Annotated in this window: 23 protein-coding genes; 9 read left to right on the forward strand and 14 right to left on the reverse strand. The window is 52.1% G+C overall.

The genetic code is table 11. The features are described from left to right. Window positions 1-215: 215 nt before the first annotated feature. The 4 genes from C3432_RS13795 to syd all read right to left on the reverse strand — a co-directional run bounded on the left by C3432_RS13795 (window position 216) and on the right by syd (window position 2,977). Window positions 216-665: a flavodoxin gene (locus tag C3432_RS13795; protein WP_103777178.1), complete on the reverse strand. Its 450-nt coding sequence runs from the start codon at window positions 663-665 to the stop codon at window positions 216-218. 18 nt (window positions 666-683) lie between these two features. Beyond that, the gene (truC, locus tag C3432_RS13800; RefSeq protein ID WP_103777179.1) at window positions 684-1,466 is read right to left on the reverse strand and encodes a tRNA pseudouridine(65) synthase TruC; all 783 of its coding nucleotides are present in this window, start codon (window positions 1,464-1,466) and stop codon (window positions 684-686) included. Continuing rightward, window positions 1,466-1,795: a YqcC family protein gene (locus C3432_RS13805; RefSeq protein WP_103777180.1), complete on the reverse strand. Its 330-nt coding sequence runs from the start codon at window positions 1,793-1,795 to the stop codon at window positions 1,466-1,468. Before C3432_RS13805 ends, truC begins: the two co-directional genes overlap by 1 nt. Window positions 1,796-2,431: 636 nt before the next feature. Continuing rightward, window positions 2,432-2,977: a SecY-interacting protein gene (syd, locus tag C3432_RS13810; RefSeq protein ID WP_103777181.1), complete on the reverse strand. Its 546-nt coding sequence runs from the start codon at window positions 2,975-2,977 to the stop codon at window positions 2,432-2,434. Between the two features lie 68 nt (window positions 2,978-3,045). Between syd and queF the strand changes: the two genes are divergently transcribed. From queF to xni, 5 genes are all read left to right on the forward strand, one after another. Beyond that, window positions 3,046-3,894, forward strand: a complete 849-nt coding sequence (gene queF / locus C3432_RS13815; RefSeq protein ID WP_103777182.1) for an NADPH-dependent 7-cyano-7-deazaguanine reductase QueF — start codon at window positions 3,046-3,048, stop codon at window positions 3,892-3,894. 214 nt (window positions 3,895-4,108) lie between these two features. Then, window positions 4,109-5,473 (forward strand): nucleotide 5'-monophosphate nucleosidase PpnN, encoded by a 1,365-nt coding sequence (ppnN, locus tag C3432_RS13820; protein ID WP_103777183.1) that lies wholly within the window; start codon window positions 4,109-4,111, stop codon window positions 5,471-5,473. A gap of 561 nt (window positions 5,474-6,034) precedes the next feature. After that, entirely contained in the window at window positions 6,035-7,324 is a 1,290-nt protein-coding gene (sdaC, locus tag C3432_RS13825; protein WP_103777184.1) for an HAAAP family serine/threonine permease SdaC, read from the forward strand. A 58-nt stretch (window positions 7,325-7,382) separates the two neighbouring features. Beyond that, complete coding sequence (gene sdaB / locus C3432_RS13830) at window positions 7,383-8,750, forward strand: L-serine ammonia-lyase II (protein WP_103777185.1); 1,368 nt, start codon at window positions 7,383-7,385, stop codon at window positions 8,748-8,750. A 111-nt stretch (window positions 8,751-8,861) separates the two neighbouring features. Beyond that, a complete protein-coding gene (xni, locus tag C3432_RS13835; protein ID WP_103777186.1) occupies window positions 8,862-9,617 on the forward strand; it encodes a flap endonuclease Xni in 756 nt (251 codons plus the stop codon). 47 nt (window positions 9,618-9,664) lie between these two features. Here the strand turns inward: xni and fucO are convergent, their stop codons facing one another. The 6 genes from fucO to C3432_RS13870 form a co-directional block, all read right to left on the reverse strand. After that, window positions 9,665-10,813: a lactaldehyde reductase gene (gene fucO / locus C3432_RS13840; RefSeq protein ID WP_103777187.1), complete on the reverse strand. Its 1,149-nt coding sequence runs from the start codon at window positions 10,811-10,813 to the stop codon at window positions 9,665-9,667. A 27-nt stretch (window positions 10,814-10,840) separates the two neighbouring features. After that, window positions 10,841-11,488 (reverse strand): L-fuculose-phosphate aldolase, encoded by a 648-nt coding sequence (gene fucA / locus C3432_RS13845; RefSeq protein ID WP_103777188.1) that lies wholly within the window; start codon window positions 11,486-11,488, stop codon window positions 10,841-10,843. A gap of 171 nt (window positions 11,489-11,659) precedes the next feature. Further along, complete coding sequence (locus C3432_RS13850) at window positions 11,660-12,658, reverse strand: LacI family DNA-binding transcriptional regulator (RefSeq protein WP_103777189.1); 999 nt, start codon at window positions 12,656-12,658, stop codon at window positions 11,660-11,662. A 269-nt stretch (window positions 12,659-12,927) separates the two neighbouring features. Next, complete coding sequence (locus C3432_RS13860; RefSeq protein ID WP_103777191.1) at window positions 12,928-13,878, reverse strand: ABC transporter substrate-binding protein; 951 nt, start codon at window positions 13,876-13,878, stop codon at window positions 12,928-12,930. 73 nt (window positions 13,879-13,951) lie between these two features. Continuing rightward, a complete protein-coding gene (locus tag C3432_RS13865) occupies window positions 13,952-14,935 on the reverse strand; it encodes an ABC transporter permease (RefSeq protein WP_103777192.1) in 984 nt (327 codons plus the stop codon). A 3-nt stretch (window positions 14,936-14,938) separates the two neighbouring features. Next, window positions 14,939-16,438: a sugar ABC transporter ATP-binding protein gene (locus C3432_RS13870; protein WP_103777193.1), complete on the reverse strand. Its 1,500-nt coding sequence runs from the start codon at window positions 16,436-16,438 to the stop codon at window positions 14,939-14,941. A gap of 465 nt (window positions 16,439-16,903) precedes the next feature. Here C3432_RS13870 and fucI point away from each other — a divergent pair, with 465 nt between their 5' ends. From fucI to fucR, 4 genes are all read left to right on the forward strand, one after another. Then, entirely contained in the window at window positions 16,904-18,679 is a 1,776-nt protein-coding gene (fucI, locus tag C3432_RS13875; RefSeq protein WP_103777194.1) for an L-fucose isomerase, read from the forward strand. A 183-nt stretch (window positions 18,680-18,862) separates the two neighbouring features. Next, complete coding sequence (fucK, locus tag C3432_RS13880; protein WP_103777868.1) at window positions 18,863-20,281, forward strand: L-fuculokinase; 1,419 nt, start codon at window positions 18,863-18,865, stop codon at window positions 20,279-20,281. Between the two features lies 1 nt (window position 20,282). After that, entirely contained in the window at window positions 20,283-20,705 is a 423-nt protein-coding gene (fucU, locus tag C3432_RS13885) for an L-fucose mutarotase (protein ID WP_103777195.1), read from the forward strand. Between the two features lie 42 nt (window positions 20,706-20,747). After that, window positions 20,748-21,512 (forward strand): L-fucose operon activator, encoded by a 765-nt coding sequence (gene fucR, locus C3432_RS13890; RefSeq protein ID WP_103777196.1) that lies wholly within the window; start codon window positions 20,748-20,750, stop codon window positions 21,510-21,512. Between the two features lie 68 nt (window positions 21,513-21,580). Here fucR and rlmM read toward each other — a convergent pair whose 3' ends face one another. The 4 genes from rlmM to C3432_RS13910 all read right to left on the reverse strand — a co-directional run bounded on the left by rlmM (window position 21,581) and on the right by C3432_RS13910 (window position 24,583). Then, a complete protein-coding gene (gene rlmM, locus C3432_RS13895) occupies window positions 21,581-22,681 on the reverse strand; it encodes a 23S rRNA (cytidine(2498)-2'-O)-methyltransferase RlmM (RefSeq protein WP_103777197.1) in 1,101 nt (366 codons plus the stop codon). After that, window positions 22,674-23,069: a DUF423 domain-containing protein gene (locus C3432_RS13900; RefSeq protein ID WP_103777198.1), complete on the reverse strand. Its 396-nt coding sequence runs from the start codon at window positions 23,067-23,069 to the stop codon at window positions 22,674-22,676. Before C3432_RS13900 ends, rlmM begins: the two co-directional genes overlap by 8 nt. A gap of 18 nt (window positions 23,070-23,087) precedes the next feature. After that, on the reverse strand, window positions 23,088-24,005 hold the full coding sequence (gcvA, locus tag C3432_RS13905) for a glycine cleavage system transcriptional regulator GcvA (protein ID WP_103777199.1): 918 nt from the start codon (window positions 24,003-24,005) through the stop codon (window positions 23,088-23,090). A 350-nt stretch (window positions 24,006-24,355) separates the two neighbouring features. Further along, window positions 24,356-24,583 carry a YgdI/YgdR family lipoprotein gene (locus C3432_RS13910; protein ID WP_103777200.1) on the reverse strand — a complete coding sequence of 76 codons (228 nt, stop codon included), beginning with the start codon at window positions 24,581-24,583 and terminating at the stop codon, window positions 24,356-24,358. Between the last annotated feature and the right edge of the window lie 118 nt (window positions 24,584-24,701).

Consider the following 24,701-nt stretch of genomic DNA (forward strand, 5'->3'; position numbering starts at 1 on the left):
CGTTAAAAGAGGGGGGACAGGCTTTGAAAAGGAAAGAGTGTGAAACAGGTCGCTTGATCTTATGAAAATGCCTGTAAAAATCCTTTCATATGAAGGGCTTTTACAGGCATCTGCCCGACGCTAACACGATTCAGTTTTTATAGAATAGCTTCAGGTCGTTATGACTGCTTACTGGCATAAGCAGGTCACCCTCCCGCTGGCGGGAGGGTTTACCCTCAGGATAACAGCGTACCCCAGTGTTCAACCCAGGGATTCGACTCGCTTTCGGGTTCTGGATGTTCACTGGCGTCAATCAGCAGTACTTCCCCTACGCGCTGGGCGCTTTGCTCCTGCAGCAGGGCATCAAACTGCTTTCCGCCGTTGCAGAAATTGACATAGCTACTGTCACCCAGCGCAATCACGCCGTAGCGCAGATTTGGCTGAAAGCCGAGATGATCTTTGATTCCTTGAAACAACGGGACAATACTGTCCGGGAGGTCGCCCTGCCCTGTTGTCGAAGTCACCACCAGCACATATTTATCCTGATACGTCTGCCAGTCGTTAAGCTCAGGATCTTCAAAGACCGTCGCTTTATGGCCTTGCGCGGTCAGGATCGCTTCAGCCTCTTCGGCAACCAATAGCGCGTTTCCGTACATCGTACCGACAAAAATACCAATTTCCGCCATTCACATTTTCTCCCTGGATTAAGAAGGTATCCCTTCATCCTGACCCGACGACTCGACGAACTCAACCCTTTCATTCTCAGGGAGAAGACCACGCCAGCCAAACTGTGATAACGCCTGCATCCAGACATCGTCCAGTCCGGCGTGAATCGTCAGCGGCTCACCGGTGAATGGATGAGTGAGTGACAGCTGGCTGGCATGCAGCATCAGTCGGGCGCAGCCAAAGTGTTCCGCTGCGCTGCGGTTTTGCCGCAGATCGCCGTGTTTGCTGTCGCCGATAATCGGATGACGCAGATGCGCAAGATGACGCCGAAGCTGATGCTTACGCCCGGTCTTAGGTTCAAGCTCCACCAGGCCGTAACGCGTGGTCGGATAACGCCCCGTCGCCACCGGCATTTCAACGGTAGACAGCCCACGATAATGCGTCACGGCAGGCTGCGGGCCTTTATCATCCCTGGCGAATTTGTCAGCGATTTTATCCAACTCTTCCACCAATGGATAATCCAGTAACGCCTCTTCCATTAACCAACCGCGCACAATCGCATGGTAACATTTTTGGATCTGATGCTGTTCAAACTGCTGCGCAAGCAGCCGACCAGCTTCGCTGGACAAGCCCATCAGCAGTACCCCTGAGGTGGGTCTGTCAAGGCGATGGGCGGTAAACACATGCTGACCAATCTGATCGCGCACGGTCTGCATGACCACCACTTTTTCATCGCGATCCAGCCAGCTGCGATGCACAAGCCAGCCTGACGGTTTATTGACGGCAACCAGCCATTCGTCCTGATACAGTATTTCCAGCATCAGGATTCATCACGCTCAAACAGCGCATCCAGCGCCTGCAATTCCGTCAGCAGAATATCGCGTTGCGGATGGTCAGCCGCCAGCGCCATCTCATAATAAGGCGCCACGGCAAACGCCGTCGGCAGAGGCTGCGCGTTATCCAGCAGGGCGTGCATCCGCGGGATCAGCACCCACTGTAACCACTCAACCGGCTCCATCGTATCCATACAAAAAGGCTGAGAGCTGGTAAACAGGTGCGCCTCTGGCTCATCTGTTCGCCAGTAGTGATGCTCACGCAGCAACGCTTCAAGCGCATGCAGCTGTTGGCGCACGCGGTCATGAGTTGTCATGAAAGTAACCTCAATGATGAAAATCTGGCGCGAAGGATAGCATTGAGTTCAAAAGAAATAAAAAAAGGGAGCACTGTAAAAACAGTGCTCCCGGTTCGTTTCGCAGCATTCCGGCTACTTTTGGTGCTCCCTGCTCATCCGTGACAACTTTTCCAGCGGCCTTACGACCTGTGCGCTCATCCTGAACTGTTGCATCCTGCTCACATCACCCCCGATGCGATAACTTCATCCTGAAGTGTCCTGGCCATCCTGACCCACCGAACATCCCGACCGACTCTCGTTCTCCCTCCTGGAGGTGTCCTTTAACGCGTCCTGCGCTTTCCTCTTTACTTCATCCAGAAGCCTTTCCTTGCAACACCGTCCTGGTGTGTCCTGCCGAAGTGCCATCATCCTGATGTTCACTTCATGTTGCGACTCCTTGTCGACGGAGATAGAATCCCCTTTTTCGCCCTCTCTTACAAGATGCCTACAGGAAATACCTTAAGAATATTTTCATATGAAAGCCACCAAAAAAGCAACAACCACTTGATTTATATGAAATTAGTTTAAATTTGGTGATTTAAGCATTAGCTTATTTCCTGGCGATCTCCTACAGAGGTTGTAAGAGATCTCTCACACAATTGTGGGCAAAAAGGATTACAGAAGAGGCTTAAGTTGAGTGAGAAAATCCGCAAGAGAGGCGGCCAGGACAGTACGATTACGCGTGCCAAGCGTCTCTTTACATACCTCGCCTGTCAGGTTGCACACCGAAATCACCTCAAGTTCGCTTTCCTGCGTGGCGATAAAAAGCGTTGGTGGTAACTTCAGACGTTTCTGTGTCACCAGATGACCAATCAGGTTTTCCTGAACTCGGCTGAAATCATCCACACTCCAGGTTTGCAACAGCGTCAACGTTTGATCGGCAAACTGCGCGTGCATATCCCCGGCAAACTGAGCGGTGTAAAACGCGTGGATTGCAGGTTGTACCACAATATCAAACGCACGCTCAACCGCGTTTACATTTCGTTCACCTTCAAAAGGCTGTGGTTGCCAGTAAACTGCGTCGCTGGTTGTTGAAATAATGCATGGCGAAGGCACGCCATACAGCTCTTCACTGAGCGGCCAGCTGTTGTTTTTCTCGTGCCAGGCATCGCAATAACGCGTCGTAAAAGCCTTCAGGGCAATAGCGGTCTGTTCGTCCACTGATTTCTCTCTTCATAAAAGCCAGGATACACTTGCAGCATAGTGTATCTGGTTTATGACGGTGAAACATGTCCTCTTATGAAAACCATCAGGCGTTAGACGGCCTGACGCTCGGAAAATCAACCGATTACCGGGATAATTATGACGCCAGCCTGTTACAGGGCGTCCCACGTAGTCTGAACCGCGATCCGCTAGGATTACACGCCGATAACCTGCCGTTTCGCGGTGCGGATATCTGGACGCTGTATGAGCTTTCGTGGCTGAATGCGAAAGGTTTGCCGCAGGTTGCGGTAGGTCACGTTGAACTGGATTACACCAGCGTTAATCTGATCGAATCGAAAAGCTTCAAGCTATACCTGAACAGCTTCAACCAGACGCGCTTTGACTCCTGGGATGCGGTACGTCAGACGCTGGAAAAAGATCTGCGCGCCTGCGCCCAGGGCGAGGTCAGCGTAGCGCTATACCGGATTGATGAACTGGAGGGGCAGCCGATTGCTCACTTCCACGGCGCCTGTATCGATGAGCAGGATATCAGTATTGACCATTATCAGTTCAGCACCGACTACCTGGAGAATGCAGCCAGCGGCGAGAAAGTCGTCGAAGAGACGCTGGTGAGCCATCTGCTAAAATCCAACTGCCTGATCACTCACCAGCCGGACTGGGGCTCCATACAAATTCAGTATCGTGGGCACAAAATCGATCGTGAAAAACTGCTGCGTTATCTGGTCTCTTTCCGCCATCATAACGAGTTTCACGAGCAGTGCGTGGAGCGCATTTTCAATGACATTTTACGTTTCTGTCAGCCAGAGAAACTGAGCGTTTACGCACGCTACACGCGTCGTGGCGGGCTGGACATTAATCCGTGGCGTACCAACACCGATTTTGCTCCCGCTACGGGCAGACTGGTGCGTCAGTAATCTTTTTTCACCATTTTGCGCGCCTGATTCCACGCGCAAGGTTGTGAAAGATCATAAGCCAGCGCTATTGTAACCTGTTCTAAATAATTCGAATTGCATGAAGGCAGCGAAGCCGCGGCCCCGAAGGGGAGACGGGCCGGGTCACAAAGCCTGCAGCTTGAAGTATGACGAGTATTTGTCGGGAATGACGTCTGGCGTCTCATAAGGAGTTTACTTGATTACACATATTAGCCCGCTTGGCTCAATGGACATGTTGTCGCAGCTGGAAGTCGAATTGCTTAAACGCACGGCCAGCAGCGACCTGTATCAACTGTTTCGTAACTGTTCGCTCGCCGTTCTCAACTCCGGCAGTTTAACTGACAACAGCAAAGAGCTGCTGTCCCGCTTTGAAAGTTTCGACATCAACGTGCTGCGCCGAGAGCGCGGCGTGAAGCTGGAACTGATTAATCCTCCCGAAGACGCCTTCGTCGACGGGCGAATTATTCGTGCCCTCCAGGCCAACCTGTTTGCCGTACTGCGCGACATTCTTTTCGTTAACGGTCAGATCCACAATGCAGGGCGTTTCCAGCATCTGGATCTGGAAAGTTCCGTTCATATAACCAACCTGGTGTTCTCCATTTTGCGTAATGCCCGGGCGCTTCACGTTGGCGAAGCCCCTAACATGGTGGTCTGCTGGGGTGGACACTCGATCAACGAGAACGAATACCTCTACGCCCGTCACGTCGGCACCCAGCTAGGCCTGCGTGAACTGAATATCTGTACCGGCTGTGGGCCGGGCGCGATGGAAGCGCCGATGAAAGGTGCGGCTGTCGGCCATGCCCAGCAGCGCTACAAAGACAGCCGTTTTATTGGCATGACTGAACCGTCCATTATTGCTGCCGAGCCGCCTAACCCGCTGGTCAATGAACTGATCATCATGCCGGATATCGAAAAACGTCTGGAGGCATTTGTGCGTATCGCCCACGGGATTATCATCTTCCCGGGTGGCGTGGGAACGGCTGAAGAGCTGCTGTATCTGCTGGGGATCCTGATGAACCCGGCAAACAAAGATCAGGTTCTACCGCTGATCCTGACCGGTCCGAAGGAGAGCGCTGATTACTTCCGCGTGCTGGATGAATTTATCGTACATACGCTGGGTGAAGAGGCGCGTCGCCATTATCGCATCATCATTGATGATGCGGCAGAAGTGGCACGATTGATGAAAAAAGCGATGCCGTTGGTGAAAGAAAATCGCCGCGATACCGGCGACGCCTACAGTTTCAACTGGTCAATTCGTATTGCGCCGGATCTACAGATGCCGTTCGAGCCTTCTCACGAAAATATGGCCAGCCTGAAGCTGTATCCCGATCAGCCGGTCGAGGTACTGGCCGCAGACCTGCGTCGCGCCTTCTCCGGAATTGTGGCAGGGAACGTGAAGGAAGTCGGGATCCGCGCCATCGAAGAGTTTGGTCCGTATAAAATCCACGGCGACAGCGCAATGATGCGCCGGATGGACGATTTGCTGCAGAGTTTTGTTGCACAACATCGTATGAAGTTACCGGGTAGCGCTTACATTCCTTGCTACGAAATCTGCTCCTGACGGTGAATGCCCGCAAGCACGGGTTTGCGGGCATTAAATCCCTTTACTCCACAAGGCGGGAAAGGTTATTTTACCGCCCGTTTTTTTATTGATACCAGTCACATAGCAAAATCCATTTAATAAATAACGTTAATACATCATACAATTACCAGCAATACGCAAACGATTACTCAGCGATCCCGACCGGGTTTTATCGCCACAAATTCTGGTTTCTCGTCAGAATCCACCAAAAACATTGGTTTTTACAGCCAAAGCTCCGTATCTTGCGCCACAGCCTTTCGGGTCATATACCGTTAATGTTAGCCTTCGCGCCCGTAAATTCGCTTTGACTTTTATTTAACAGACTAATGGTCCAAATTTATCCACATAAAAAGTGAATTATTGCATTTGAGATCGCGATCACTGATACATTCATTAGTAAACTGTATCTTTCCGCCCGCAAATTATTACGGCGAAAAATTATATAAAAATCGCCACTGTAAGAATTTCCTTTTACCGTCAGGTACTTTTTCATTGGATTCGACCAGAAACCTGATTTTTAGCTTCCTCCAGGAGAAACAGATGGAAACCACTCAAACCAGCACTATTGCTTCGATTGACTCTCGAAGTGCATGGCGCAAGACAGACACCATGTGGATGCTGGGCCTTTACGGCACGGCTATCGGTGCGGGCGTACTGTTCCTGCCAATCAACGCCGGCGTCGGCGGTATGATACCGCTGATCATCATGGCAATTATCGCGTTCCCGATGACCTTCTTCGCACACCGCGGTCTGACCCGCTTCGTGCTGTCCGGTAAAAACCCGGGCGAGGACATCACCGAAGTGGTTGAAGAACACTTTGGGATCGGCGCGGGTAAGCTGATTACCCTGCTCTACTTCTTCGCTATCTACCCGATCCTGCTGGTTTACAGCGTGGCGATCACCAACACCGTGGAAAGCTTCCTGACGCACCAGCTGGCAATCACTCCGCCACCGCGTGCGATTCTTTCCCTGATCCTGATTGTCGGCATGATGACGATTGTCCGCTTCGGCGAGCAAATGATCGTTAAGGCGATGAGTATCCTGGTATTCCCGTTCGTTGCAGCCCTGATGCTGCTGGCTCTGTACCTGATCCCACAGTGGAGCGGCGCGGCGCTGGAAACCCTTTCTTTTGATTCCGCTGCCTCTACTGGCAATGGTCTGTGGATGACGCTGTGGCTGGCGATTCCGGTTATGGTCTTCTCCTTCAACCACTCACCGATCATCTCCTCCTTCGCCGTTGCGAAACGTGAAGAGTACGGCGAAGCAGCAGAGAAGAAGTGCTCTAAAATCCTGGCATTCGCTCACATCATGATGGTGCTGACCGTAATGTTCTTCGTCTTCAGCTGTGTACTGAGCCTGACTCCGGCAGACCTGGCGGCGGCAAAAGAGCAAAACATCTCGATTCTCTCTTACCTTGCAAACCACTTTAACGCACCGGTTATTGCCTGGATGGCACCGATCATTGCGATTATTGCTATCACCAAATCCTTCCTCGGCCACTATCTGGGCGCCCGTGAAGGCTTCAACGGGATGGTTATCAAATCCCTGCGTGGCAAAGGTAAATCGATCGAAATTAGTAAGCTGAACAAAATCACTGCGCTGTTCATGCTGGTAACCACCTGGATTGTTGCCACGCTGAACCCGAGCATTCTGGGCATGATTGAAACCCTGGGCGGTCCGATCATCGCGATGATTCTGTTCCTGATGCCGATGTACGCTATCCATAAAGTACCGGCAATGCGTAAGTACAGCGGCCATATCAGCAACGTCTTCGTTGTGATTATGGGTCTGATTGCCATCTCCGCAATTTTCTACTCCCTGTTCAGCTAAGTTCTGTAGCGCCGCTTCCGGCGGCGCTTCTCTCTGATATAACCGCAATGGATGCCCTATGATTAGCGTATTCGATATTTTCAAAATCGGCATTGGCCCTTCCAGTTCTCACACCGTGGGACCAATGAAAGCAGGCAAGCAATTCACGGACGATCTGATTGCCCGCAATATTCTGACTGACGTAACCCGTGTTGTGGTGGATGTTTATGGTTCTCTGTCCCTGACAGGCAAAGGCCACCACACCGACATCGCCATAATTATGGGTCTGGCGGGTAATTTGCCGGATACCGTCGACATTGATGCGATTCCGTCCTTTATTCAGGATGTGAACACCCACGGACGCCTGCTGCTGGCGAACGGGCAGCATGAGGTCGAGTTCCCGGTCGATAAGTGCATGAATTTCCATGCTGACAACCTGTCTCTGCATGAGAACGGGATGCGCATAACCGCGCTGGCGGGCGATAACGTCCTCTACAGCCAAACTTACTACTCTATTGGCGGTGGGTTCATCGTCGATGAAGCCCATTTCGGTCAGACAAACAGCACGCCGCTTAACGTACCGTATCCGTACAAATCGGCAGCCGATTTGCAGAAACACTGCCAGGAAACCGGCCTGTCGCTTTCCGGCCTGATGATGCAAAACGAGCTGGCGCTGCACAGCAAAGAAGAGCTGGAACAGCACTTTGCCAACGTCTGGGAAGTGATGCGTGGCGGCATTGAGCGTGGGATCACCACCGAAGGCGTATTGCCGGGCAAACTGCGCGTTCCGCGTCGTGCGGCAGCGCTGCGTCGTATGCTGGTAAGTAGCGATAAAACCACCACCGATCCGATGGCGGTCGTGGACTGGATCAACATGTTCGCCCTGGCGGTAAACGAAGAGAACGCCGCGGGTGGGCGCGTGGTGACGGCGCCAACCAACGGCGCATGCGGTATCGTTCCGGCAGTACTGGCTTACTACGACAAGTTTATCCGCGAAGTGAACGCCAACTCACTGGCTCGCTATATGTTGGTTGCCAGCGCAATCGGCTCCCTGTACAAGATGAACGCCTCTATTTCCGGTGCGGAAGTGGGCTGTCAGGGGGAAGTCGGCGTAGCGTGCTCAATGGCCGCTGCGGGTCTGGCTGAACTGCTGGGCGGCAGCCCGATGCAGGTGTGCATTGCCGCAGAAATCGGCATGGAGCATAACCTCGGTCTGACCTGCGATCCCGTTGCCGGACAGGTACAGGTTCCTTGCATTGAGCGTAACGCTATCGCTTCGGTCAAAGCGGTCAACGCCGCGCGTATGGCGCTGCGCCGTACCAGCGAACCGCGCGTATGTCTTGATAAGGTGATCGAAACCATGTACGAAACCGGTAAAGACATGAACGCCAAGTACCGCGAAACCTCTCGTGGCGGCCTGGCAATGAAGATTATCACCTGCGATTAATCTTCCTCGAAGAGGCCTCTTTTGCGGGGCCTCTTCCCGTTTTGCTTCCAACTATTAGCCTCTCCCCGCCGTGAATGTTATCCTGGGCGCTGATTGATAAGGGAGAACACCGTGGCTGTCCATCTGCTCATCGTCGATGCACTGAATCTGATTCGTCGTATCCATGCCGTTCAGGGATCTCCCTGCGTGGAAACCTGCCAGCACGCGCTCGATCAATTGATTGTCCACAGCCAGCCCACCCATGCCGTGGCGGTGTTTGATGATGAAGCGCGTAACAGCGGCTGGCGTCACCAACGTCTCCCTGATTACAAAGCGGGTCGCCCGCCAATGCCTGATGAGCTACATAATGAGATGCCCGCCCTGCGTACCGCCTTTGAACAGCGCGGCGTCCAGTGCTGGGTGTCGAGCGGGAATGAAGCCGATGATTTGGCCGCCACGCTGGCCGTCAAAGTGACGCAGGCAGGTCATCAGGCAACCATCGTTTCCACGGATAAAGGCTATTGCCAGTTACTCTCTCCTGCGCTGCGTATCCGCGATTATTTCCAGAAGCGCTGGCTGGATGCGCCATTTATCGAAAAAGAGTTTGGCGTTCTGCCACAGCAGCTACCGGACTACTGGGGGCTGGCGGGAATCAGCAGTTCGAAGGTGCCCGGCGTGGCCGGTATTGGCCCCAAAAGCGCGACTCAGCTGTTAACTCAGTTTCAGACGCTGGAAGGGATTTATGCGCATCTGGACGACGTCCCGGAAAAGTGGCGCAAAAAGCTGGAAGCGCATAAAGAGATGGCGTTTCTCTGTCGCGATATCGCGCGTCTGCAAACGGATTTGCATATCGACGGAAACTTGCAGCAGCTGCGGCTGACGCGATAGTTGTGTTGCCGGATGGCGCTGCGCCATCCGGCAGTCACCGGGCTAAATTACCAGGCCGTATTATACAGCTCGACAATATCGGCAATACTGGCTTCTCGTGGGTTGCCACCGGTACAGACATCGTCAAATGCCGCCTGCGCCAGCGCCGGAATATCTTCCTTACGCACGCCGACATCCCGCAGGTGTAGCGGAATACCCACATCGCGGTTGAGTGCAAATACCGCCTCCACAGCGGCACTACGTGCCTCTTCAAGACTCAGCGCTTCCACTTTCTCGCCCATCGCGCGGGCAATGTCGCGGAACTTCTCGCCGGTATATTCGGCGTTGTAGCGCATAATATGCGGTAGCAGAATAGCATTCGCGACGCCGTGTGGAGTGTTGTAAAACGCGCCCAGCGGATGCGCCATGCCATGAACCAGCCCAAGCCCGACGTTGGAAAATCCCATCCCGGCGACATATTGCCCCAGCGCCATCGCTTCTCCGGCATCACGTTCACCGGCAACCGAACCGCGCAAGGCGCCAGCGATAATCTCGATTGCTTTGATATGTAATGCGTCCGTCAACGCCCACGCGCCGCGAGTGATATAACCTTCAATCGCATGGGTCAGCGCATCAACGCCGGTCGCCGCTTTCAGCGCGGGCGGCATTCCGTCCATCATATCCGCATCAATAAAGGCCACCTGCGGGATGTCATGCGGATCGACGCAAACAAACTTACGTCGTTTTTCTTCGTCGGTGATCACATAGTTAATGGTCACTTCCGCCGCCGTGCCTGCCGTGGTCGGAATGGCCATCACCGGCACGCTGGGTGTATGGGTGGGTGACAGTCCTTCCAGACTGCGTACATCCGCAAACTCCGGGTTATTGCTGATAATGCCAATCGCTTTACAGGTATCCTGCGGAGAGCCGCCGCCAATGGCAATGAGATAATCCGCCCCGCTTTGCTGGAATACGCTTAGCCCCTCTTTCACCACGCCGATCGTCGGGTTGGGGATCACGCCGGAATAAATCTCCCACGCCAGACCCGCCGCATCCATCTTATCGGTCACTTTCGCGACCACACCGAACTCCACCAGCGTTTTATCAGTGACGATCAATGCCTTACTATAACCACGACGCTTAACCTCATCGGTTAATGCCTCCACTGCCCCCCGGCCAAACCACGCCGTTTCGTTCAGAATCATTCTGTTCGCCATCGTCCATCTCCTTTTTCGGTTGCGAAATTACGCTTCAATGCGTAATCCATAGGTTTTGAATTTTTCCAGTACTACAGCAATTTCATCATCATCCAGAATCGGCACCGGGTCGGTGATTGCCAGCGTACTCAGATACAGCTGCGCCAGCACTTCCACTTCATGCGCCAGCCACAGCGCTTTTTCTAAATTAACTTCACAGGCTATCAGCCCATGATGCTGGAGCAACGTTGCTTTGCGATTTTTGAGGGCTACCGCAACAATTTCTGACAATGCCTGCGTGCCAAACGTGGCATACGGGGCGCAGGGAACGGAATTTCCTCCTGCGGCCGCGATCATATAGTGAATTGCCGGGATAGGACGATTGAGGATCGACACGGCCGTACAATGCACGGCATGGTTATGAACGACCGCATTGGCATCGGGTCGGGCCTGGTAGGCCGCCAGGTGGAAGCGCCATTCGCTGGAAGGCAACTGCCGCTCGTCGTACTTTCCATCATTATCAACATACACGATCATATTTTCAGTCAGTCTTTCGTAAGGAATGCCGCTGGGGGTGATCAGCATTCCATTCTCATAACGTGCACTCACATTGCCTGCCGTTCCCTGGTTCAGCCCCAGGCTGGTCATTTCAAGACAGGTTTCAATGATTTCTCGCGACAAACGCATTCTTTCCATAATTATTCTCCGGGTACAGTTTCCCCTCGTCTTTCATTGCGAAAATAGCAATCGCAGCATAAGACGGGTCAGGTTTCAGATATGGGTAGCCGCTGAATGTATTTATTCAGATTCGGCTAACTGATTTATCTATACTCTAAATAATTCGAGTATAACGAATTAACGTGCGTGTTATTTTTGTCTTACACGCTTAATTAATTTCATCTCAACTTTTACTGTCTCTTTAATTGGCCGATCTTCAATTGCACTCATCATCATATCGAATGCTTTTTCAGCCCAAAGATTTTCATCCTGCTGCATTGACCAGACGTTATTTGCCAGAAACCCCAGCATGGGGTGTTCATCGAATGTGCCAATATTGATCTCTGGCGGGATAGCGCCATAACGATTGCGAATGGCAATAACGGCCCCTTCCAGCACAGGCAATGAAGAGGCAATAAACGCCTGCGGGCAGCCCTGCTCGTTGAGCAGTTTCTCCATGAGGCGGTATCCCCCTTCGGGCGTATTATCCGGTCCTTCAATCACCCAGTCCCGATGCGTAATCCCTTCTTTAGTTAACGTATTAAGATACCCACTCAGACGATCCCCGATACTTGGCAGTCCGGTATCTCCCACTAAAAACCAAATCGGCGATTTTCCGGCATTAAACATACTTTGCGTAAGCTGCTCACCGCCTAAGATATTATGACTTTCCACCAGAGCGTTGTCGGTATACTTAAAATCACGGTCAAGTAATACCATCGGTTTTCTGACCTGACGCAAATGATGCTGTTGATTTTCTAATGTTGAGGGAACAATAAAAAGACCATCGACATTGCGGGCAATTAACGCCTTCGTTAATTTATTCTCATAATCAACATCATCATAGGTGCAGCTAATCGTTAACTGATAACCGGAACGACGACAGCGTTGTTCGAGTTTCTCCGCCAGCGTGGCAAAAAAGACGTTGGAAATATTGGGCACAATCAGGCCCAGCGTATCCGTTTTATTCAGCTTCAGGCTACGGGCCGAATGGTTAATGATATAGCCATACCGCTCAACGTACTCCTTAATGCGAGTTTGGGTTTTAACACTGATTCGGTACTGTTCAGCTTTCCCATTTAACACCAGTCTCACGGTCGTAACCGATAAGTTCAGATCGCTGGCTATCTGTTCAACTGTTTTAGCCATTTATGTGCCCCAATCCACATCCAAACGTCAATTCACAATCATAAAAGTATTTTAAACATTTGTCTTACTACATCAGTTGGTTAACCGCGTGTTGTTGATCCCACAACGTAAGGCAGACCTGATACTTGCGGGCGAAAAATTCCAGTCGCGCCGGATTTGCCATAGAGCCTGAACCACCGGCATACACGTAATACGTGAGGATGGCGAGGTGAAATCGGTCCATGCTCTGCGGGTTGAAAACGAGGGGCGAGATCTTCGCCCCAACGCCCTTACTTCTTACCAAACGGATGTAATAATTTCTCTATCTCCGGCGTATTAATGTTCTGCGCATTAACGTATTTCACCGGAATGTCGATCTCTTTTGGCACAGACTGACCAGACACCGCCGCATTCAGCGCTTTAATCCCCTGGTAGCCAATCTGGTAAGCATCCTGTACCACAAAACCCTGTATTACACCGGATTTCAGGAAGGCAATAATGGCCTCCGTGCTGTCAAAGCCAATCACCTTGACCTTCCCCTTCAGGTTTTGGCTATCGATAGCGTTGGCGACGCCAAGCGTTGATCCTTCGTTCGTGCCATAGATCCCCGCGATATCAGGGTTCGCCTGAATCATATCGATCGTTTTATCCATCGCCTTTTGCGGATCGCCATCGCTGTACTGAACCGGCAGAACCTGAATATCCGGATATTTTTCCTTCATCCGCGCCATAAACCCTTCCGAGCGTTCAATCGCAGAAGAGGTGCCCGCCACGTGGGCGATAATACCGACTTTCCCTTTATTGTTGACCTGTGCGGCAAGCGCATCTGCCGCTTCCGCACCTGCTTTACGGTTATTGGTTGCCACAAAGCTGGCCGGGATATCGGAATTTACCCCAGAATCAAACGTCACCACCTTAATGCCGCGCGAATTGGCCGTTTCCACCAGCGGTGCGAGCGCATTGGCGTCTAACGCCGCCAGCAGCAGTCCGTTGGGCTTTTGCGCCATGACGTTTTCAACCAACTGAATCTGCTCGGCAATTTGGGTTTCGTCCGCCGGGCCGACATAGCTGGTTTTATCACCCAACTCTTTCGCCGCCGCTTCTGTGCCCATTTTTACCGTTTGCCAGAATTCATGTTGAAAACCTTTACTGACAACGGGAAGATTCAAATCTTTAGCCAGTGCGCCGGACGTGATGCAGGCCAGCAGGGATAACGCATAGACAAAATGCCTGGTTCTCATTGTTGTACTCCGTTTTGAGTGAGTCACCCTAAACGTCAGGGTCATGGTGCCCCGCAACTTTGGGGAGCGTAAATCAACGTATCTTTTTACGTAATGTGTCGAGATAGACGGCGGCCACGACCACAATGCCCATTGCCACCATTTGCCAGAACTGGGAAACGCCCATCAGATTCAGGCCATTTTTCAACACGCTCATAATGAATGCCCCAATGATGGTGCCGCCGATCGTACCAATCCCCCCCATCAGGCTTGTGCCACCGATCACGACCGCCGCAATGGCTTCCAGTTCATAGCCCACACCGACCGTTGGCTGGCCCGAGTTCAGACGCGAAGCCAGGATGACCCCGGCAATCCCGGTTAATAAACCACAGAAGGCGTAGACGAAAATTTTGACGCGCTGAACTTTGATCCCGGAAAGATGAGCCGCAACTTCATTACTGCCCACGGCATAAACGTAGCGTCCAATAACCGTTTTCTTCAGGATATAGGCGGCGATCAAGGCCACGACGACCAGATAAAAGACCGGATAGGGCAGCACATCAAACAGGCGTCCCTGAGCCAGCATTTTGAAGGTGGGATAATCTGCAAAGTAAATCGCGCGTCCATCGGTCATCACCATATTGATGCCTCTGACGGACATCATCAGGCCCAGGGTGGCAATAAAGGGAGGAATCGTCATTTTTGTAACCAGCAACCCATTTACGTACCCACATAATCCGCCAGCCAGCACCCCTGCCAGAATACAAACCGGCAGCGGCAGACCAAGGGTGCCGCAAATCCCTACCGCCACGCCGGAGAAGGCCACAACGGATCCGAGGGAAAGATCGATCCCGGAGGTGATAATGACGAAGGTGACGCCGATAGCCATAATCCCAATCACCGAGGTTTGCAGGGCGATTGTCATAATGTTTTCTGTATTAAAGAAAAACGGTGAGCCAATACTAAAAAATATTATCAGAATGATCAGACTGAAAAGCGGCGCAAGGCGCATCAACAGTTCTTTATTAATTTTTATTTTCTTATTATTGCTGTCTGAAGAGGTTACAGAGATAGTCATAAATTAATCCTCTAACGTCGCGTATTGCATGATTTTTTCTTGCGTGGCGTCATCAGAAGCTAATTCTCCGGTAATACGCCCATTCCGCATGACTAAAATGCGATCGCACATACCCAGCACTTCCGGAAGTTCAGACGAAATCATAATAATTGATTTCCCTTTTGCCACGAGTCGATTCATTAATTCATAAATTTCCAGCTTTGCCCCGACATCAATCCCGCGGGTTGGCTCATCAAAGATGAGAATATCGGTATCCTTACATACCCATCGGGCAATAATGATCTTCTGCTGATTGCCACCGCTTAAATTCAGGGCAGCCTGCTCAAGATGAGGCGTTTTAATTCGCAGCGCTTTCACCTGTTCCAGGCTGGTCTGCTGACAGCGTTGAGTCTTCACGTTGCCATAGCGGTCAGAATACTCAGGATAATTGCCCAGCATAATATTGCGCTCAACGGATAGCCCTAACGCCAGCCCCTCTTTTTTCCTGTCTTCCGTTAAATAGCTGATACCTTGTCTGATGGCATCCGGAATATCTTTGACCACCGTCTCTTTGTCGTTCAGCTTAAGCGTCCCGGCATCAATCGGATCTGCACCGAAAATGGCTCGCGCCAGTTCAGTACGCCCTGCCCCCATCAGACCGGCAAACCCCAAAATCTCCCCCTGATGCAGGGTAAAATGGATGTCATTCAGCACGCCTTTACGTGTCAGACCGCTCACTTCCAGCACCGGTATCCGCTGGGTTAACGGCTCACGGCGAGGATAGATATTGCCCAGATCACGTCCGACCATCATCGCAATCAGATCGCTGATTTTTACCGAATCATAGTCAACGGTGGCAATGAACTGCCCATCTCGCATCACGGTGGCACGATCGGCAATCAATGCCAGCTCTTCGAGGCGATGAGAGATATACACGATCCCGGTCCCCTGCTCTTTAAGCAAACGGGTCACCTGAAACAAACTTTCGATTTCCGTTTCCGTCAGCGCCGCGGTCGGTTCATCCATAATCAAAATTTTGGCATTAACCGATATCGCTTTTGCAATCTCAACCATTTGCTGCTGCGCCACGGTAAGGTCGGCGACCAGAGTCTCTGGCGAGATATTCAGGTTTAATTTTTGCAAAATATTGATAGCCGCTTTTCGCTGCTGTTTTTCATCCAGACGCCAACGACTATTTTTGCAAAACTCCCTGCCAATAAATATATTTTCTTCAACGGTGAGTTCAGGAAAAAGATTAAATTCCTGGTGAATAATCGTGATCCCCGCGTTTTGCGCACTCAGCGGATTGCTGAATGAAACGGGTTTATCTTCAAAAACAATATCTCCTTCATCCGGTTGATAAACACCGGATAATATTTTCATTAGGGTCGATTTTCCCGCGCCATTTTCGCCCAGCAATGCGTGAATTTCACCTTTGCGTAAGGCAAAATTCACATTACTTAACGCTAATACTCCGGGAAATCGTTTCGTAATATGGCTCATCTGTAGAAATGTTTCGGACATTGCTGCTTTCCTCAATCATCAGAAACCGTAATCAGTGAATCAGGCGAAAACAGTGTTGCCAGAGAGCCATCGTCACCGTTAATGCGAATACTGCTTAAAAGTCCACATATGCTGTTTCAATTTTGCTAACTCGAGTTAGCGATTGCCTTTTAAAGCTATTTTAGCTACCAAAAATAACCAAATTATTTGGTTTAAAATTGTGATACTGAACAAGCAATTTATTGTATCCATCTAATTTAAAAGAAAATTAAATTAAATACGGGAAATGTTTTATTTGACGTAGATCGAATTTTAACCACTTCTCGTGAAGTCTCTCACATATCCACCACAAAAAAGTTGTGTAAAAAACTCGCCGATACCTAAGCTAACTCGAGTTAGCAAAAATAAACAATTCAGCCAACTGCTTCAGTGGGGTTCTCATATCCGCTTCGGCAGCCCGGCATAAAGTGAGACGAGGAACCTCGAATGGAAAAAATCAGCTTACCGAAAATAGGTATCCGCCCGGTGATTGACGGTCGTCGTATGGGGGTACGCGAGTCGCTGGAACAGCAAACTATGAATATGGCGAAAGCTACCGCCACCCTGCTCAGCGAAAAACTCCGCCACGCCTGCGGCGCGCAGATTGAGTGCGTGATTGCAGATAGCTGCATCGCAGGGATGGCGGAATCTGCCGCCTGCGAAGAAAAGTTCAGCTGCCAGAACGTGGGCGTCACCATTACTGTCACCCCGTGCTGGTGCTACGGTAGCGAAACGATCGATATGGATCCCCTGCGTCCAAAAGCCATTTGGGGCTTTAACGGCACTGAACGTCCAGGCGCGGTTTACCTCGCTGCGGCGCTGGCTGCGCACAGCCAGAAAGGTATTCCGGCATTCTCAATTTACGGCCATGACGTACAGGATGCGGATGACACCTTCATCCCTGCGGATGTTGAAGAAAAGCTGCTGCGCTTTGCGCGGGCGGGTATCGCTGTTGCCACCATGAAAGGTAAAAGCTATCTCTCCGTCGGCGGCGTTTCGATGGGGATCGCCGGTTCCATCGTCGATCACAACTTCTTCGAATCCTGGCTGGGGATGAAGGTGCAGGCAGTTGACATGACCGAACTGCGCCGTCGCATCGACCAGAAAATTTATGACGAAGCCGAGCTGGAAATGGCACTCGCGTGGGCGGATAAAAACTTTCGCTACGGGGAAGACCAGAACGCGCAGCAATATAAGCGTAACGAGGAACAGAGCCGTGCAGTGCTGAAAGAGAGCCTGCTGATGGCAATGTGCATCCGCGACATGATGCAGGGCAACAAGGCGCTGGCGGACAAAGGGCTGGTCGAAGAGTCACTGGGCTATAACGCGATTGCCGCAGGTTTCCAGGGACAGCGCCACTGGACCGATCAATATCCGAATGGCGACACTGCTGAAGCGCTTCTGAATAGCTCATTTGACTGGAACGGCGTACGTGAGCCCTTTGTGGTTGCCACCGAAAACGACAGTCTGAACGGCGTGGCGATGCTGATGGGCCATCAGCTGACGGGCACAGCCCAGGTGTTCGCCGATGTGCGAACCTACTGGTCGCCGGAAGCGGTAGAGCGCGTCACCGGTAAACCTCTTACCGGACTGGCCGAACACGGCATCATCCACCTGATTAACTCCGGTTCTGCTGCACTCGACGGCGCCTGTAAGCAGCGCGATGGCAAAGGCAAGCCGACCATGAAGCCACACTGGGAGATCAGCCAGCAAGAGGCGGATGCCTGTCTGGCGGCAACCGAATGGTGCCCGGCGATTCATGAATATTTCCGTGGCGGCGGCTTCTCTTCCCGCTTCCTGACCGAAGGCGACGTGCCGTTCACCATGACCCGTGTGAATATCATTAAAGGTCTGGGACCGGTACTGCAAATCGCTGAAGGCTGGAGCGTAGAATTACCGAAAGAGATGCACGATCGGCTTGATGCCCGAACCAATTCAACCTGGCCGACAACCTGGTTTGCACCGCGCCTTACCGGGAAAGGCCCGTTTTCGGACGTCTGGTCCGTGATGGCGAACTGGGGGGCCAACCACGGCGTGCTGACTGCCGGTCACGTCGGCGCTGACTTTATAACCCTCGCTTCTATGCTGCGTATTCCCGTCTGCATGCATAACGTGGAAGAGGCAAAAATCTATCGTCCTTCCAGCTGGGCCGCACACGGCATGGACAGTGAAGGTCAGGATTATCGCGCCTGCCAGAACTACGGGCCGCTGTATAAGCGTTGATCTCTAACGTCTTTTATAACGAAAGGATCTCATCCCCTAAATAATTCGAGTTGCAGGACAAAACGGCGTAGTCGTTTGAACAGCGCTTGCGCTGGCCCCGCAGGGGCGAGGCCCAGGGATGGGCCGGATAACAAAGCCAACACACCTGCAACGTGAAATATGACGGGTATGACGGGAGTGATTATGAAACAAGACGTCATCCTGGTTCTCGACTGCGGCGCCACCAACGTGCGGGCGATTGCCGTTGACCGTCAGGGTAAAATTGTCGCCCGCAGCGCAACGGCCAACGCCAGCGATATTGCCGCGGAGAACAGTACCTGGCACCAGTGGTCGCTGGACGCCATCCTGCAACGTTTCGCAGATTGCTGCCAGAAACTGACCACCGAATTGTCCGCCTGTCGGATCCGCGGGATCACGGTGACCACCTTCGGCGTGGACGGCGCACTGGTCGATGAGCACGGCAAACTGCTCTATCCGGTAATCAGCTGGAAATGCCCGCGTACCACGGCGGTAATGGAAAACATCAGCCGCGTTATGCGTCCACAGCAGCTCCAGGAGATCTCCGGCGTTGGCGCGTTCGGTTTCAACACGCTGTATAAGCTGATATGGCTTAAAGAAAACCATCCGCAATGGCTGGAACAGGCCCACGCCTGGCTGTTTATTTCATCATTGATCAGCCATCGTCTGACGGGGGAATTCACCACCGATCTCACAATGGCCGGAACCAGCCAGATGCTGGACATCCACCGGCGAGATTTCAGCGCTGAGATTTTACAAGCCACCGGCCTGCCACGCCGCCTGTTTCCGCGTCTGGTCGAGGCGGGCGAGCGGGTGGGAACCCTGCAACCCGATGCCGCAACCTTACTGGGTCTGCCCGTTGGCGTGCCGGTGATTTCAGCCGGACATGATACCCAGTTTGCCCTCTTTGGCGCAGGTGCCGGACAGGATGAACCCGTGCTGTCTTCCGGCACATGGGAGATTCTGATGGTGCGTAGCGCCGAGGTGAATACAGCGCTGCTTAGCCACTATGCGGGGTCGACCTGCGAACTGGACAGCCAGGCGGGGCTGTATAACCCCGGTATGCAGTGGCTGGCGTCGGGCGTCCTCGAATGGGTACGTAAACTGCTGTGGACGGCAGAGACGCCGTGGCAAACGCTGATTGAAGAAGCGCGGGCGATCCCTGCAGGCACCCAGGGCGTGAAGATGCAGTGCGATCTGCTTACCTGTCAGAATGCAGGCTGGCAAGGGGTGACGCTCAATACCACCCGTGGTCATTTTTATCGCGCCGCGCTGGAAGGCCTGACGGAGCAGCTTGCGCGGAATCTGCAAACGCTGGAAAAAATCGGCCACTTCAACGCAACCGAGCTGCTGCTGGTCGGCGGCGGTAGCCGAAACACGCTCTGGAACCAGATCAAAGCCAATATGCTCAATCTTCCCGTCAAGGTGCTGGACGATGCCGAAACAACCGTTGCTGGCGCGGCGATGTTTGGCTGGTATGGCGTCGGTGAATACGCCAGCCCGGAGCAGGCCAGAGCGCAGGTGAATTATCAGTATCGCTACTTCTATCCACAAACCGAACCTGAGCTTATAGAGGGCGTTTAAGATGCTAAAAACTATTTCACCATTAATATCCCCGGACCTGCTGAAGGTACTCGCGGAAATGGGACATGGTGACGAAATCATTTTTTCTGATGCCCACTTCCCGGCGCACAGCATGGGACCGCAGGTCATTCGGGCCGACGGTTTATTAGTGAGCGATTTGCTAAAAGCGATTATTCCGTTGTTTGAACTCGACAGTTATGCCCCGCCGCTGGTCATGATGTCAGCGGTAGAGGGCGACACTCTCGACCCTGGCGTGGAAACCCGTTACCGCGATGCGCTTTCCGTGCAGATGCCTTGCCCGCCAGTCAATCGTATCGACCGCTATGCGTTTTACGAGCGGGCGCAAAAAGCCTTTGCAATCGTAATCACAGGAGAGCGCGCTAAGTACGGGAATATTCTTTTAAAAAAAGGGGTAACACCGTAATCTCATTCTGGCAGGAGAAATCGAAGGATGAGGTGAGAACAGATGAAAGCGGCGCGACAACAAGCGATAGTCGATCTGCTGATCAACCAGAAAAGCCTGACGACCAAAGCCTTGTCCGTCGGGCTCGGCGTCAGCAAAGAGACCATTCGCCGCGATCTCAGTGAACTCCAGGCGCAGGGCATAATCCTGCGTAACCACGGGCGCGCCAAATACATTCATCGGGAAAACCAGGACAGCGGCGATCCCTTTCACATTCGGCTGAAAAGTCATTATGCGCACAAAGCGGACATTGCCCGGGAAGCGTTAACCTGGATTGAAGAAGGAATGACGATCGCGTTGGATGCCAGTTCCACCTGCTGGTATCTGGCGCGGCAGCTGCCGGATATCAACATCCACGTCTTTACCAACAGCCATCCCGTTTGTCAGACGCTGGGCAAACGTGAGCATATTCAGCTCATCAGCGCCGGTGGCCTGCTTGAGCGCAAAAATGGTTGCTACGTCAATCCTTCACTCATCTCGCAGCTTAAATCACTCGATATCGATCTGTTCATTTTTTCCTGCGAGGGGATCGACAGCAGCGGCGCGCTGTGGGATTCCAATGCGATAAACGCCGACTTCAAATCCGTTCTGCTTAAGCGCGCATCGCAATCTTTATTACTGATCGATAAGAGTAAATTTAACCGTTCGGGAGAGGCCCGGATTGGGCATCTGGATGATGTGACGCATCTTGTGTCGGACGAGGCAGGTCTGATAAACGTAGCGCCATCTGGCAGTCAGCACACATTGCCCGATGACGGCTTCGCCTGACTCGACCTACCAGTGAACCGTAGCCCGGGACAAGCGCCAGACTTCCCGGGCCACGAGTGATGGACGAATTAACGTTCGTCGCGACGTCCACCCACTGCCGCCCACAGACGACGCACGTGCACGGTCACCTCTTCACGATCATGATATAACTGACGCGCCTGGATCTGCGCGTTAACACCGTGTTCGTCCAGCTGCGCCTGAATGTACGCCAGATTCTGTGACACCTCTTCGTAGCGTTTTTTCATCGGCAGCTTGAGGTTGAAGATCGTCTCCCGGCACCAGCCGTTTACCAGCCATTCCGCCATCAGTGCGGCGACCTTTGCAGGCTTTTCGACCATGTCGCACACCATCCACGAGATGTTGTTACGGCTGGGGCGATACCTGAAGCCATCTTCACGCAGCCAGGTCACCTGTCCGGTATCCATCAGGCTTTGCGCCATCGGACCGTTGTCCACGGAGTACACCCACATGTTGCGTTGCACTAACTGATAAGTCCAGCCGCCAGGACAGGCACCGAGATCCACCGCATACATACCGTTCGCCAGACGCTCATCCCACTCATCTTCCGGAATAAACACGTGCAGCGCCTCTTCCAGCTTCAGCGTCGAACGGCTGGGGGCATCCGCAGGGAACTTCAGGCGCGGAATACCCATATAGTATGGCGAATTGTTATTTGTATAAGAGTAACCCGTATAGCAGCAGCCAGGAGCGATAAAGAAAATATGCACCACCGGACGTTTCGGCGTCTCGTAGTGGGTCAGCACACCCGCCTCACGCAGCGCGGCGCGCAGCGGCACCGTAAACTTACGGCAAAACTTCATCAGCTCTTTGCTTTCATTCGTATCGGCCACTTCAACGCGCAGATCGCCGCCCTTCTCCACCACGCCCTGCAACATTCCCACAATGGGGGTAATGCGGTCTTCGGGTGGTAAATGCTGAAGCAACTCGCCGACAACAAACCACTGGCGAGCAAAAATGAGCGAACTGAACGGCAGCCCGGTAATGATTTTTTCGGCGTCTTCCGCCTGATAGCATTCGTAGATGACATAACCCGCGTTCTCTTTTACACGGGCAAAACCAAATAACTCCCGACGACCTGCTTTGTCGGTAATTTCTGCGGCACACTCTTTTTCAAAGCCCGGGCGACACAGCAACACAACCTTATTCATGACCAACGCCCTTACGCTTCAGACGAATAGCGCCAATTAACATCAGCGCCCAACCTGCCAGGAAACTCACGCCGCCGACAGGGGTAACAAACGCCCACAGGCGCAAATGAGACAACGCCAGGCAATAGAGGCTGCCGCTAAACAGCACGGTACCTAACGCCAGAAAAACGCTGCTCCAGTAAAACCAGATGCTGATACGGCGCTGCATCGCGACCGCCAGACCAAAAATCGCCAGCGTATGAAACGCCTGATATTCAAGGCCGGTCTGGATCCAGCCCATTTCAACCACCCCAAGTGTTTTGCTCAGGACGTGGGCCCCAAAAGCCCCCAGAGCCACAAAGATAAAGCCGCTGATGGCGGCAAAAATCAGCATAAAACGGCTGGTCATGGTCATACCCTAAGTCAATTATTGTTCGTAACGAAAGCGGAATTTTTCTTGTTCAGTGGCCGCTTTGGCCAGAATCCACTGGCGGAAGGCGGCTATTTTACCCAGTTCTGCCTGACTGTCATGACAAACCAGATAAAAAGCATTCTTACTGACCAGTACATCATTAAACGGACAGACGAGTCGCCCGGCCTCGATTTCGGATTGCGCCATCACGTTGTTCGCCAGCGCAACCCCCTGTCCATGGATGGCAGCCTGTAGCACCATTGCGCTATGGCTGAAGATAGGTCCCTGCTGCACGTTGATATGATTCAGCCCCAGCTGGCGCGTATAGGTTTGCCAGTCACGCCGCGAGGCATCATGCAGTAATGTGTGTTTTGCCAGATCCTCTGGCGATTTCAACGGCTTTTCACCGGTCAGCAATAAAGGCGAGCAGACCGGCAGCAAGTATTCCGCATACAATTTCTCTACACGCAGGCCAGGCCAGTTGCCCCGACCATAAAAAATAGCCACGTCCACGTCATCTGCCAGTTTATCCTCCTGGCGGTCCACCGCCTGGATCCTGACATCGATTCCCGGATAAGCTGCGTTAAAGCTGGAAAGGCGGGGCACCATCCATTGGATGGCAAAACTTGGCAATAAACTGACTGTCAGTGCGCCTTTTGCACTACGTGCCTGAAGTTTACGCGTCGCTTCGGTTAATTGCGAAAAAATCTCTTTGATGTCGAGGAAATAGCTTTGCCCCTCTTCCGTCAAAAGAAGTGAACGGTTGCGTCGACGGAATAGCTTTAGCCCCAAAAAATCCTCAAGTGACTTGATTTGATGACTTACTGCGGCCTGCGTCACAAAAAGCTCTTCTGCTGCCCGGGTGAAGCTTAAATGGCGTGCGGCGGCATCAAAAACACGCAGTGCATTCAGAGGTGGAAGTCGTTTTGACATGGCTTTTAGGTTTTGATGTTAAATGAATTTAACAATTAGGCTACAGCATGCAACCTATTAGTTTTTTTAATCTGAGCCATTATAATTTGTCCGTTGAGGTTCTACCAGCAAATACCTATAGTGGCGGCACTTCCTGAGCCGGAACGAAAAGTTTTATCGGAATGCGTGTTCTGGTGGGCTTTTGGCTTACGGTTGTGATGTTGTGTTGTTGTGTTTGCAATTGGTCTGCGATTCAGACCATGGTAGCGAAGCTACCCTTTTTCACTTCCTGTACATTTACCCTGTCTGTCCATAGTGATTAATGTAGCACCGCCAAATTGCGGTGCTTTTTTTTTGCTTACAATAGTCTGTTATTTCTCCAGAGCGACCATCTCCTTCACATCGCTGCGGTTGATCTGCTGTTTGTTGCCGTTAGCATCTTTATACGAAATCATGCCGGTATCATTATCAGTCTGCGGCTTACCATCAGACACGATGCTCCGTCCGTCATTAGTGTGCATCACATAGTTCGGACCAGAACAGGCACTCAGGGCAAAAGTCAGCATACATGCGGAAATAATTGCGGCAGTCTTTTTCATCTTCTTCTCCTTAAAGCGATTTATGCTATTTAAAACGGACTCCGTAACAGGCAAAAATATTTGCCTAACACTCTACAGCATAAGACACTGGTCGGATTTCGCCAGGATATCCAGATAA

Origin of the sequence: Citrobacter amalonaticus, assembly GCF_002918555.1 — a bacterium.
Classification (GTDB): Bacteria; Pseudomonadota; Gammaproteobacteria; order Enterobacterales; family Enterobacteriaceae; genus Citrobacter_C; species Citrobacter_C amalonaticus_A.

Excerpts from the sequence above, each read along its gene's own strand:
- queF (WP_103777182.1), top strand. The coding sequence starts at position 3,046 with ATGTCCTCTTATGAAAACCATCAGGCGTTAGACGGCCTGACGCTCGGA.
- sdaB (WP_103777185.1), top strand. The coding sequence starts at position 7,383 with ATGATTAGCGTATTCGATATTTTCAAAATCGGCATTGGCCCTTCCAGT.
- fucI (WP_103777194.1), top strand. The coding sequence starts at position 16,904 with ATGGAAAAAATCAGCTTACCGAAAATAGGTATCCGCCCGGTGATTGAC.
- C3432_RS13805 (WP_103777180.1), bottom strand. The coding sequence starts at position 1,795 with ATGACAACTCATGACCGCGTGCGCCAACAGCTGCATGCGCTTGAAGCG.
- sdaC (WP_103777184.1), top strand. The coding sequence starts at position 6,035 with ATGGAAACCACTCAAACCAGCACTATTGCTTCGATTGACTCTCGAAGT.
- rlmM (WP_103777197.1), bottom strand. The coding sequence starts at position 22,681 with ATGAATAAGGTTGTGTTGCTGTGTCGCCCGGGCTTTGAAAAAGAGTGT.
- C3432_RS13850 (WP_103777189.1), bottom strand. The coding sequence starts at position 12,658 with ATGGCTAAAACAGTTGAACAGATAGCCAGCGATCTGAACTTATCGGTT.
- fucK (WP_103777868.1), top strand. The coding sequence starts at position 18,863 with ATGAAACAAGACGTCATCCTGGTTCTCGACTGCGGCGCCACCAACGTG.
- C3432_RS13900 (WP_103777198.1), bottom strand. The coding sequence starts at position 23,069 with ATGACCAGCCGTTTTATGCTGATTTTTGCCGCCATCAGCGGCTTTATC.
- C3432_RS13870 (WP_103777193.1), bottom strand. The coding sequence starts at position 16,438 with ATGTCCGAAACATTTCTACAGATGAGCCATATTACGAAACGATTTCCC.
- C3432_RS13860 (WP_103777191.1), bottom strand. The coding sequence starts at position 13,878 with ATGAGAACCAGGCATTTTGTCTATGCGTTATCCCTGCTGGCCTGCATC.
- fucR (WP_103777196.1), top strand. The coding sequence starts at position 20,748 with ATGAAAGCGGCGCGACAACAAGCGATAGTCGATCTGCTGATCAACCAG.
- fucO (WP_103777187.1), bottom strand. The coding sequence starts at position 10,813 with ATGGCGAACAGAATGATTCTGAACGAAACGGCGTGGTTTGGCCGGGGG.
- C3432_RS13795 (WP_103777178.1), bottom strand. The coding sequence starts at position 665 with ATGGCGGAAATTGGTATTTTTGTCGGTACGATGTACGGAAACGCGCTA.
- fucU (WP_103777195.1), top strand. The coding sequence starts at position 20,283 with ATGCTAAAAACTATTTCACCATTAATATCCCCGGACCTGCTGAAGGTA.
- gcvA (WP_103777199.1), bottom strand. The coding sequence starts at position 24,005 with ATGTCAAAACGACTTCCACCTCTGAATGCACTGCGTGTTTTTGATGCC.
- truC (WP_103777179.1), bottom strand. The coding sequence starts at position 1,466 with ATGCTGGAAATACTGTATCAGGACGAATGGCTGGTTGCCGTCAATAAA.
- fucA (WP_103777188.1), bottom strand. The coding sequence starts at position 11,488 with ATGGAAAGAATGCGTTTGTCGCGAGAAATCATTGAAACCTGTCTTGAA.
- C3432_RS13865 (WP_103777192.1), bottom strand. The coding sequence starts at position 14,935 with ATGACTATCTCTGTAACCTCTTCAGACAGCAATAATAAGAAAATAAAA.
- C3432_RS13910 (WP_103777200.1), bottom strand. The coding sequence starts at position 24,583 with ATGAAAAAGACTGCCGCAATTATTTCCGCATGTATGCTGACTTTTGCC.